We start from the raw sequence: 11,262 nt of genomic DNA, 5'->3' as shown, positions 1-11,262 counted from the left end.
ATGATTAGAGAACGTCATGAAAACGTCTGAAACAAAAATCAGCTTACCTGACTACCCCCTCATCCCTGTAGCTCTTGAAAAACCTCAAAAAGTCCGAGTCGGTTGACAGAATAAGAGAGGTATCTTTATCCATGGTCTTTTCGTAGACGCCGAGGGATTTCACAAATGAATAGAATTCCGGACTCTTGTCGTATGCCTGGGCATAGATGGTGGTGGCCTCGGCATCGGCCTTGCCCATCTTTTCCTGGGCGATCCGGTATGCCTCGGATGTGATCCGTTTCAGCTCCTTATCCCGGTTTCCCTCTATGCTCCGGGCCTCACCCTCGCCCTCTGACCGGAACTTCTGGGCCATCTGGTTTCTTTCGGCGATCATCCTCGAATACACCGATTTGCGCACCTGCTCCACGTAATTGAGCCTTTTAATCTGCACGTCCACCAATTCAATCCCGAAATCCACGAGCTTGGGCTGGGCCTGGGCCATAATCCCCCGGGTAATCTCTTGTCTCCCGGTGGTGACCTTTGCCAGGAGTTCCTCTTGCATGGCATCTTCAACCTCCACATCCAGCTTATCCAATACCCGGTTGCTGTTCCGGACGGTTTCAATGAGGGAATAGGAGGTGACGAAATTTCGGACGGCCGGGTCGATGATGTCATCCAGGCGGGCCAGGGCGCCGGTCATATTGTTGACGGTCTGAAAGAATTTCAACGGATCGACGATCTTCCAGCGCGCAAAGGCGTCCACATAGAGGAAGGTCTTGTCCAAGGTGGGGACCTGGCCCTCGTCGCCATCCCATGCAAGGAGGTTCTTGGGAAAGAAGTTGGCATTCTGGATAACCGGGATCTTGAAATTGAGACCGGGATCTGTTTTCGGCTCGCCGATCACCTTGCCGAACTGGGTAATGATGACCTGTTCGGTCTCATCGATGACATATGCCGACGAGAAGACGGCGATCAGAATAATAATAATCGGGATGATCAAGAGTTTTAATTTCATTTGGTGCCTCCTTCCGATTTCCCGAGGTTGAGCAGGGGGAGAAAATTCTTTTGATCCGCATCCACAACATATTTGCTCCCCAGTCTTGGCAGGATGTTCTCCATGGCCTCCAGATAGAGACGCCGGCGGGTGACGTCTTCCGCCTGGGCATAGGCCTCATACAGGTCCAGGAACCGGGCCGCATCCCCCTGGGCGCGGTTCACCCGGTCGAGGGCATATCCTTCGGCCGCCTTGATGGTCTTTTCCGCATTTCCTTTGGCAGCGGGAATCACCTTGTTATATGCCTCTTTGGCCTGATAGATCAGTCTCTCTTTTTCCTGAACCGCCTGGTTCACCTCATTAAACGACGGCTGAACCGGTTCAGGGACATTGGTGCGCTTCATCTCCACGGTGACCAGCTGGATGCCGGTTTCGGCCTCGTCCAGGTATCTCTGCAACAGTTCCTTGGCCTTAATGGCCAGCTCTTCACGTTTGCTGATGACCTCGTTGATGCTGCTGTCGCCGACCACCAGGCGCATGCTGGCCTCGGTCAGGTCCCTGAATGTGGACCGGATGTTTCTGACTTTAAAGAGATAATTGAAGGGATCTTTGATGCGATATTGAACGATCCAGGGGACCACGGCCACGTTCAGGTCGCCCGTCAACATAAGGGCCTCGTTTTCATAGGAGGCGTCGGAGGTATACCGCGTCCGAACGCCGGGTTCGAGGGTCCGGAACCCGAATTCCTCCTTGAATACATACTTGACCTTAACCTTGGTGACTTTTTCAATCCCCCGCGGCAGCTTGAAATTGAGACCCGGCTGCGTGGTCCGGGTGTACTTGCCGAACCTCTGTATAATCCCGACCTCATCCACGGCTACCGTATAGAAACTACTCGATCCGAGAAAGATCAGAATGATGGCAACAACAATAATCCATGTGCCGCCGGGGAGTTTCTTTCTGGCCCCTTTGATTTTTTCAAATACGTCCTCGATGCTCGGAGGAGTGCCGGGGGGGCCTCCGCCTCCTGACGGCTTTTTTCTCTGCTCCTGCAGTTTATCCCAGTCCCAGGCCATAGAATTTCTCCTTGTCATTTTCGGTGGCGCCCTTTCCCCGTAAGAGGATTCCAAGGGAAAGAACAATAAATATACCCTATAAGGATATAGGGAAAAGCGACTGAGGTCAAGGAATAATGACCTTTTATCATGAATCGCGAACCGCTTGACTTATGGACTGGGCTTCGTTAGGGTGTGAGCGGTGAAAGAGAAAAGAGATCAGGTGTCGGACCGTAATTTAACATCCGGTATCCAGTAACCGGTAAAATAAGGGCATCATTCAATTTGGCTGTGTTTTCCTTGGCATTCAGAAGCATTTTGTTTATTGTGCTGTTGAGCGGCGGTGTGGGTCTCGGGCCGGCCCTGTGCAGCGATACCCCGATCTCCGGGCCGGACCGGATTGAATCATCAGGTCCGGATGAGAAAGCTGAATCCAAATTCAGCATCGGGGCCTGGTTTGCCTCATCTGTGTGGTCCCATATCTCCGCGGTGGATGGCCAGCGTTGTCCCAGTGAACCCACGTGCTCTTCCTATAGTGCCCAGGCCTTCAGGAAACACGGTTTTTTTGTGGGATGGGTGATGATGGTGGACCGTCTCATCCACGAGGCGGATGAGGGTCGTCATTCTCCCCTCGTAAGACGTGACGGGGAGTTAAAGATCTTCGATCCGGTCACAGACAATGATTTTTGGTGGTATGGCAGCGATGATGAGGTCCATGACTAAAAGCGTAGTTTGCCTCCTCGGGGGATTGAGCATCCTTCTGTTATGCCTTTCTCCGGCCTTTTCCGAGCAACTGACGATCGACAGTGACGAGCAGTTCGCCTTTGCCAGGGAACATATGGAAAAGGGCCAATACCAACGGGCGATCGTGGAATTTGATCGGTTCATCTATTTTTTTCCCCAGGAACGTCGCGTTTCCCTGGCGCAGCATCTGATCGGTGTCTGCTATCTCAAGGACGGCCAATACAGGGAGGCCCGGGAGGTCTTCTCCCGCACCTTCAGAGACGCGCCCGATAGCCCCTTTGCCGGAAAGGCCCTCTTCTTGACCGGGGAATCCTATTACCAGGAGGGGATGTTCGATCGGGCCGCGGGTTTTTTCGGAGAAGTATTGAATGTCGACCCCCCTTCTCAGTTGGAAAATGCAGCCCATTACCGTCTGGGATGGATCCGAATGCAGGAAAACCGGTGGCAGGAGGCATCCGAAGACTTCCGGAAGGTGGGGATGGGAGACCCCCTTTATCCTAACGCGGCCCGGCTTTCCGTCGAGAGCCTCAAGGGGGAATTGCTCCCTCAAAAAGATCCGGTAGTTGCCGGCGTAATGGCAGGCGTCCTCCCGGGGCTGGGTCATGTATATGTATCCCGGTACAAAGATGCCATGGTCGCATTCCTCTTGAACGGGCTGTTTATCTGGGCCACGATAGAATCTTTTCATCAGGATCATGACGTATTGGGGGGGATCCTGGCCTTTTTTGAAGCAGGCTGGTATGCAGGGAATATCTACAGCGCGGTAAATGTTACCCACAAATGGAACAGGAAGGTAAGGGATGATTTCAGGAAAGGCCTTTTGGACGGCTTTGATCTTCGCCTTCTTACCTCCAAGAAAGGGCCGGCTGGGCTGGCGTTCACATTTCGGTTTTAGTCCCTACCTATAAGGGTTTTAATTTTCGCCCGATTCAGACCTCCCGGCTGGCGTGGACAATCTATTCTATCGGAAAGCGCCGAGGATCTTCTCAAAAGACGCCAGCAGGGGGATCATCTCTTCCGACCTGACGGATCTGTCTGTATGTCCCAGTATCCCATACCCCTCGGCCGTGTCATCCACCTCTTGTTTTGGAAGATCGGTAATGAGGATCACAGAGGTCATGGGGGAAGCCATCACGATTTCCTTCATGATGTGAAATGGGGAATCGCTGTCCGCAGCCTCGCCCGCAACCACCAGCGAGACGTCCCTCTCCTTCAGAAGCCGGATGGCGTCCGTGCTTTTGGATAACAGGGTGATCCTGTAGTGCCTGTGCTTCAATATCTCTTGTACCGCCTCTGCTACCTTCTCATCTTTCTCCACGATCAGCGCATGGATCTCTCTTGGGGTGTTCATTATCTATTGTCTCCCATTTTGTTCAATCCCTCAATTCCTGAATCCCTGAATCCCTCAATTCCTGAATCCCTGATTTTCTCAATCCGCCCGCCCCCTCTGCCACAGGTACAGAACGATCCCTGTCGCCATGGCGGCGTTGAGGGATTCCACCCTGTTTTTCATCGGGATGGCAAGGGCCTGCGCACTGCTCAGACCGCCAGGGATCCCGGGACCTTCAAGCCCCGGGACCAGGCAGAAGCGTGGGGGAAAACAATATGCCGACACATCCTCTCCCTTTGGGGAGAGGGTAATGACGGGCACCCCCCGGGGGGCCAGCTCACTGAGTCGCGGCCCTTCCACCATCGGCACCCTGAAGACATTGCCCCCTGCGGCCCGGATTGCCTTGGGGTGGAACGGATGGGCGGCCTCCTTCAGAATGACCACCCGCGACACGCCGAATGCCGCGGCCGCCCGGATCGCCGCTCCCACATTGGCAGGGTCCTGAAATGGGATGCAGAGTGTGCAGCCGGGGGGCCAGACCTCTTCCATGAGCAAGGCAAATGGAGAGAACCGGACCACCAGCAGCGGCCGGCCCGTGTCGAAGAGGTCTATCTGACGAAAAAGCTCATCTGCCAGGCGATACCCGGGGATAGGGTCGACAGGGGCCGTCACCGGCGAGCGCTGTTTCTCTGAAAAGATCCATGCCTCGCATCGATCCGGGAAGTCCCGCGCCACCTCATGGACCTGTCTCGGACCCGCGACAAGGGCCATGCCGTATTTCTTGATGCCCCGCGCGGTCTTGAGTCTCAGAAGGCGCTTATATACCCGGCTGTTGGGGCTCAATATGTCGATGATTCTCATCTCTGCTCGGGCAGGCGGGGACCCTACATGTCCTTCAGCAACTCTCGAATGTCTTCGCCTGAAAGGTCCTTTCTTCCATAAAAATAGATGAGAAGGTCGCGGAATCTCCGGACAAGGCCGATGTCTTTCACGGCATCTTCCATGGACAGTTTGTCCCTAATGTCATAAAAGGCCTTCAGCCCCAGAAAGAGCCGGCGGCTGTGGGCATCGGGATCCATTCGATATTGGTCGATCTGCGATGCCGTCTCAAGGAGGGCCAGAAGAGGCCCCTTATACCCGTCCATGATCCTGTAATTATAATAAAAGACCTCCCTCCTGGACTGGTGGTCCCTTGGGGCGAATCTCTCTATGACGTCGATGAGCCTGTCGAAGCCGTCCTTATCCTTTTCTCTTTTCTTGACCTTTTTTACCGGAGAAAAGATGTTGAAACTCATGGGGAGGCACCTCCCTTCTTTTTCAGCATACCGATCAGTTGAAACACAAAAAATCCGACACCGGCAACCAGGATGATGGTCGCCCCGGACGTCAGATCAAAGGCATAGGAGAGGGACAATCCGCCCAATGTGAAAATGATGCCGAGGATTGACGAAATCACCATCATTTCGCCCAACGACCTGGTAAAGTTCTCCGCAATGTAGGGGGGGATGGTCAAGAGGGCGATCACCAGGATCAGGCCGACCACCTGGATGGTCATGACCACTGAAAAGGCGGTCATGCCGAGGAGGGCAAAATAGAGCGGCCGGACAGGAATGCCCACCACAAAGGCGAATTCTTCGTCATAGGACATGGCGATGAACTCTTTATAAAAAACAATGACCATGAAGAGGATGGCCGCATTCAGGAGGATCATCATCCAGATGTCGGATGCCGGTACAGTGAGGATGCTTCCAAAGAGGTAACTCATCAGGTCCACGTGATACCCCGGCGTCAGGTCGATGAGGATGACCCCTATGGCCATCCCCACGGCCCAGAGGACCCCGATGACGGTGTCCGACCGGTGCCGGGCCTTGAAACTGACCACGCCCATGATCATGGAGACCCCCACGGCAAAGAGGGCGGCCCCCCAGAATGGGGTAAACCCGAGGAAAAAGGCCAGCCCGATCCCGCCGAAAGCGGCATGAGCAATCCCTCCGGAGATGAAGACGATCCGGTTGACCACCACCAGGCTGCCGATAATGCCGCACGATACGCTGACAAGGAGGCCCGCGAACAGGGCATTTCGCATGAAATCGAGCTGGAGGGCCTCCCACATCGCCTTATTCCTCGGTATGGATGGGGAGTACCCGATGGGGGACGCCATGGGCGATCAGGTCCACGGGGCAGTGATAGGCCATATCGAGCATCTCCGGGGTAATTTTTCCTTCTTCGTGAAACATCAGGGTCCTGTTGACACAGGCCACCGATTTTATATGCCTGGATATCACCCCGACATCGTGGGTAATGGTTACAATGGTGACTTTTCGGTTCAGTTCTCTCAGGAACTCGAAGAGGTCCGTCTCAAAATCCGGGTCCACGCTGGCCGTCGGTTCATCCAGGAAAAGGATTTCCGGATCCGTGGCCAGGGCCCTGGCGATAAATACCCTCTGCCTCTGCCCGCCGGAGAGACTGCCGATCAGTGCATGCCGGTAATCCCATATCCCGGTATGTTTAAGTGCGGCTTCCACCTTGGACCGGTCATCACGGGAATACCGCCTCCCGATGCGTGATCGGGACAGCCTCCCCATCATGGCCACGTCCATGACCGATATGGGAAAGGTGGTGTTGAAATCGGTGTTCTGGGGGACGTATCCGACCCGGTATTTGGCATCGGGCGGCGATTCTCCGAGAACCTTGATCTCCCCGCTGTCAGGTCTCAAGAGCCCCAGCAAGAGTTTAAGGAGGGTGGTCTTCCCTCCGCCGTTGGGTCCGAGGATTGCCAGAAAATCGCCCTGTTTCAATGTCAGGGAGACATCTTTCAGGATCGGGGTCTTATCATAGGAGAACCAGACCCGTTTCATATCAATGGCAGGAACGTTCATAGGGGAAATGCCTAAAAGTGTCTAAAGTGAGCTAAAGTGTATAAAGTTTGGGATCACGAGGCTTCAGACTTCAACCGTATGGGTTCCCGCGCTGATCTCGATGCTGAAATCAGCGGCCGTGGGCGGGTGGGCGGGGACGGCTGCGGAAATCATATGCACCCGCTTGCGGCATGCCATCGGTCCCGGATCACGCATCGAGGGTCTCCAGAAATGAGAGGTTCTCTTTCAGTTTGGAAAGCCTGGAGGCAAGACCCTCTGCCTTGGCCTTTACCTCGACCACGATCTCCTCCGGCGCTTTTTCCAAGAATCCTTTATTGGATAATTTCTTTTGAGAGACCTCCATCTCCTTTTGTGTCTTGCTGATCTCCTTTTTCACCCGCCGTTCCTCTTCTTTGAAGTCGATCAGGCCCTTTAAAATCACATGAACCGAGGTCTGTTCGAATACCGCTGTGGCCGATTTGTCCGGTTTGGGAAGCCCGGCGCCGATGACCGCCTCATCGACCTTGGCCAGGGATTGGATATGGGATAAATTTCCGACCAGGATGTCTTCATCGCTCTTATTCCCGGTGTCAATGACGATATGGACATTTTTCGAGGGAGGGATATTCATCTCTCCACGGATATTGCGTATCCCCGCGATAACCCCCATGAGAAGATCCATCTCATTCAGAGCGGCCTCATCTCTCGGGAACTCGGCGGAATCTGGAAATCGGGCCGTCATGATGCTCCCGTCGGTCCCGGGAAGCCGTTGCCATATCTCTTCCGTTACAAACGGCATGAAAGGATGGAGGAGCTTCAAGGCGGCCATGAGCGTCTTCAGGACCACGGCCCTTGCCGTCTCCTTGACCGGCCCGTCCTCTCCATAGAGGGCCTCTTTGGCCATCTCCAGATACCAGTCGCAGAACTCATGCCAGACAAACTGATAAGAAAGCCCGGCCGCCTCGTTGAACTGATATGCCTCGATAAACCCGCCGACCTTGTCGCTGACCTCCCCGACCCGGGTCAGGATCCAGCGGTCGGCAAGTGTATAGGCCGTCGGATCGGCGCTCGGCATCTTCCCCTGGTCCAGGGTCATCAGGGCGAATCGGGCGGCATTCCATATCTTATTGACAAAGTGACGATACCCGAGGATCCGCTCTTCCGATAGTTTGATGTCCCTCCCCTGAGCTGCCAGGGCCGCCAGTGTAAAGCGGAAGGCATCGGTGCCGAACTGGTCCATGACCGCAAGGGGATCGATCACATTCCCCTTGGACTTGCTCATCTTCTTTCCTTCCGCATCCCTGACCAGGGCATGGATATACACATCCTTGAAAGGAACATCTGCCATGAAATGGATCCCCATCATCATCATTCGGGCCACCCAGAAGAAGAGGATGTCGAACCCGGTCACCAGGGCGGAGGTGGGATAAAAGGTCTTGAGTTCGGGGGTGGCGTCGGGCCAGCCCAGGGTGGAGAACGGCCAGAGGGCCGAGCTGAACCAGGTATCGAGGACGTCCGTTTCCTGAATCAGGTCATCGCTGTCGCATGAATTGCAGCCCATCGGGGCCTCTTTGGCCACCTGCACCGCGCCGCAGGCCCGGCAGTACCACGCCGGGATACGGTGCCCCCACCAGATCTGTCTCGAAACGCACCAGTCCCTGATGTTGTCCATCCATTCAAAATAGACCCCCTCCCAGTTGGCGGGAAATATCCGGGTCTTTCCGGCCCGGACCGCATCGCTGGCGGCCTTGCCGAGGGAAGCGGTCCTCACAAACCACTGTTTTGAAAGGAGGGGTTCGATCATGGTTTTACAGCGATAGCAGTGTCCGATGGCATTCTGGTAGGGTTCGATCTTTTCTAAAAGCCCGTTTTCTTCGAGATCCTCCACGATCCGTTCGCGGCATTCAAACCGGTCCATTCCCTGGTAGGGGCCTGCCAGCGCATTCATGACGCCGTTTTCGTCGATCACCTTGATCCGGTCAAGCTGGTGGGCATTTCCGATTTCAAAGTCATTGGGATCATGGGCAGGCGTAATCTTCAATGCCCCGGTTCCGAATGTCGCGTCCACATATCGGTCAAAGATAACTGGGATCGGCTTGTTCAGGATCGGCAGGAGGACATGGGCGTCGGCCAGATCCCTGTATCGGTCGTCATCGGGGTTGACGGCCACGGCGGTGTCGCCCAACAGGGTCTCGGGGCGGGTCGTGGCCACGGTGAGATGACCCTTTCCGTTTTGAAACGGATAGCGAACATAGTAGAGGCGGCTTTCCGTGTCCTGATGTTCCACCTCGAGATCGGCCAGGGCCGTATGGCATCGGGGACACCAGTTGATGATGTAGTCCCCGCGGTAGATCAGTCCTTCTTCGTAGAGGCGTACGAACACCTCCCGAACCGCCCTGGAGAGCCCTTCATCCATGGTGAATCGCTCTCTGCTCCAGTCGCAGCAGCAGCCCAATCGCTTCAATTGGTTGATGATCAGCCCGCCGTATTTTTCCCGCCACTCCCAGACCAGATCAATGAACTTTTCCCTTCCCACCGCATGCCGGTCCGTGCCTCGGGCCGCCAGATCTCTCTCCACAACGTTTTGGGTGGCGATCCCCGCGTGATCGGTGCCGGGTTGCCACAATACGTTATGCCCTTTCATCTTCTTGAAACGACAGAGAATATCCTGCAGGGTGTTGTTCAGGGCGTGGCCCATGTGGAGGGTCCCCGTGACATTCGGGGGCGGGATCACAATACAATAGGGCGGCTTTTCAGAAACGGCCTCTCCCTTGAAAAGGCCGTTGGTTTCCCAGTATGCATACCACTTCCGTTCAACCGCTTCCGGTTCGTAACTCTTGGCAATCTGTTCCTTCTTCATCTATCAGAGACTCCTCACGCAATAATAGAATTCAGGGGCTTAGCCCCAATCGGGATGTGGGCACTTTTTAATGGCGGAATAATGGGGTAAGGGGAATATTTGATTATTATGGGGCTTAAAACGACATTGTCGGAATCACAGCAGCGGCTATTCCGGTTTTGACTCAAGGCTCTGCCTGAGGCTTTCAATGGCTTCCTTAATCACCCTTTCCGCGACCTCGGCCACGGTTTCCCTCACCACCCGCTCGACAACCTCTGTGACCGTCTCGATGATGAGGGACTCAAGCCTTTCCTTGGACACAGGGAATGATCCTTCATCCCTGGGCTCGGGCCCGGAAGTTTCGTCTTCCATTTCCCCCACCAGCCTTCCCATCGGCAGGTCCAGGCCTTCCTCGGGTATCTCCTCCAGGTCCTCCTCAGAGATGGCAGTTACCTCTTCTTCTGTGGATTCATCAAAACTTTCAGCTGCTTCAAAATCAAAATCAGGCGATTCAAAGGGGTCGTGAAAGGCAACCGGTTCACTCGCATGCGATTCAAATGCCTTCTCGTCCGTTTCATCGAGGGGGAGGGAAAATCCATCCAGGGCTTCATCTTCTCTGCCCAAAAAATCTTCTCCTTTTCCAGGCCGGTTTTCCAGGTCAAACAGGAGGGAAAGATCATCCGTATCGGTATCCGGGGGGAGGTCTCCCTTCCTCACCACATCCACAAGTTCTATGATGTCATGATCATTGTCCCGGTTGTCCCTATTCTCCGGCGATACTCCGGAATGATCGTCCGGGAAATCTTTCTGAAAACCTTCTTCAGGTTCAAACCGTTCCTGGTCTCTACGCATGTTGGCACCCCATAGGACTGACGAAAGAGAGCGTCGAGAAATTATCATCTCACAGGAGGACCGGATACCATACAGGGCCTGAATTTGTCAAGGCTTTTCAAGGTATCTTTCAAATTGTCATTTAATAGGATAGCTATAATCCCATTGAAATGTATTTGGAAATAATAAGATATATTTTAAACTAAAGCGGATAACCGCAACCAAAACGGCTGTGTGCTGTCCCGTCATTCCGGCATGCCCTCAGCCGGAATGACAAAGGCCAAGCGTGAGTGGAAGAACGGCCATATTTTTCTTGTTTTTTGTGACAGAAGACCAGGCACTGATTTTGATGGTCCCGCAAAAACTCGAAAATACCCCTTTTCAGTCATTCCGGAGAAGCTTGTCCCGGACTCCGATCCCCGCACAAGTACGGGATCTTCGACCGGGAGCCGGAAATCGGTAATCTCAAGCACTTATGAAACCCGTGGACCCCGTCCCGCCATTCGGCGGGATTCAACAGGGTGACGTTTTTTACGAATGCATCAATTTTAGTCAAACTTCTCCGGGAATCTGAAGCTTGTGAAAAGAGGTAAGGACGGGGATATTTTGAAGCACATTCTCAGATTTTTCTT

General features: G+C 54.2%; 11 protein-coding genes. 2 read left to right on the top strand and 9 right to left on the bottom strand.

The genetic code is table 11. From position 1 onward, the window contains the following. Positions 1-43 precede the first annotated feature (43 nt). Together hflC and hflK are read right to left on the bottom strand one after the other, a co-directional pair. Positions 44-994, bottom strand: coding sequence for a protease modulator HflC (gene hflC / locus K9N21_08880; protein MCF8144019.1), 951 nt, complete (start codon positions 992-994; stop codon positions 44-46). After that, complete coding sequence (hflK, locus tag K9N21_08875; protein ID MCF8144018.1) at positions 991-2,049, bottom strand: FtsH protease activity modulator HflK; 1,059 nt, start codon at positions 2,047-2,049, stop codon at positions 991-993. Before hflK ends, hflC begins: the two co-directional genes overlap by 4 nt. A gap of 423 nt (positions 2,050-2,472) precedes the next feature. Here hflK and yidD point away from each other — a divergent pair, with 423 nt between their 5' ends. Continuing rightward, on the top strand, positions 2,473-2,751 hold the full coding sequence (gene yidD / locus K9N21_08870) for a membrane protein insertion efficiency factor YidD (protein ID MCF8144017.1): 279 nt from the start codon (positions 2,473-2,475) through the stop codon (positions 2,749-2,751). Next, on the top strand, positions 2,744-3,667 hold the full coding sequence (locus K9N21_08865) for a tetratricopeptide repeat protein (protein MCF8144016.1): 924 nt from the start codon (positions 2,744-2,746) through the stop codon (positions 3,665-3,667). Before yidD ends, K9N21_08865 begins: the two co-directional genes overlap by 8 nt. A 66-nt stretch (positions 3,668-3,733) precedes the next feature. Here K9N21_08865 and K9N21_08860 read toward each other — a convergent pair whose 3' ends face one another. The 7 genes from K9N21_08860 to K9N21_08830 form a co-directional block, all read right to left on the bottom strand. Further along, positions 3,734-4,123 (bottom strand): hypothetical protein, encoded by a 390-nt coding sequence (locus K9N21_08860; protein ID MCF8144015.1) that lies wholly within the window; start codon positions 4,121-4,123, stop codon positions 3,734-3,736. A 78-nt stretch (positions 4,124-4,201) separates the two neighbouring features. Then, entirely contained in the window at positions 4,202-4,963 is a 762-nt protein-coding gene (locus tag K9N21_08855) for an RNA methyltransferase (protein MCF8144014.1), read from the bottom strand. A 23-nt stretch (positions 4,964-4,986) separates the two neighbouring features. After that, the gene (locus K9N21_08850; GenBank protein MCF8144013.1) at positions 4,987-5,397 is read right to left on the bottom strand and encodes a hypothetical protein; all 411 of its coding nucleotides are present in this window, start codon (positions 5,395-5,397) and stop codon (positions 4,987-4,989) included. After that, positions 5,394-6,215: a metal ABC transporter permease gene (locus tag K9N21_08845; protein MCF8144012.1), complete on the bottom strand. Its 822-nt coding sequence runs from the start codon at positions 6,213-6,215 to the stop codon at positions 5,394-5,396. Before K9N21_08845 ends, K9N21_08850 begins: the two co-directional genes overlap by 4 nt. A 4-nt stretch (positions 6,216-6,219) precedes the next feature. After that, the gene (locus tag K9N21_08840; protein ID MCF8144011.1) at positions 6,220-6,981 is read right to left on the bottom strand and encodes an ABC transporter ATP-binding protein; all 762 of its coding nucleotides are present in this window, start codon (positions 6,979-6,981) and stop codon (positions 6,220-6,222) included. A 187-nt stretch (positions 6,982-7,168) separates the two neighbouring features. Next, entirely contained in the window at positions 7,169-9,820 is a 2,652-nt protein-coding gene (locus K9N21_08835) for a valine--tRNA ligase (protein MCF8144010.1), read from the bottom strand. Positions 9,821-9,967: 147 nt separating this feature from the next. Continuing rightward, complete coding sequence (locus tag K9N21_08830) at positions 9,968-10,651, bottom strand: hypothetical protein (protein MCF8144009.1); 684 nt, start codon at positions 10,649-10,651, stop codon at positions 9,968-9,970. Positions 10,652-11,262 lie beyond the last annotated feature (611 nt).

It is taken from the genome of Deltaproteobacteria bacterium (assembly GCA_021737785.1).
In the GTDB taxonomy this organism is placed as follows: Bacteria; Desulfobacterota; DSM-4660; order Desulfatiglandales; family Desulfatiglandaceae; genus AUK324.
Note: the sequence above shows the minus strand (reverse complement) of the source record. Positions and strands in the feature narration are given on the sequence as shown.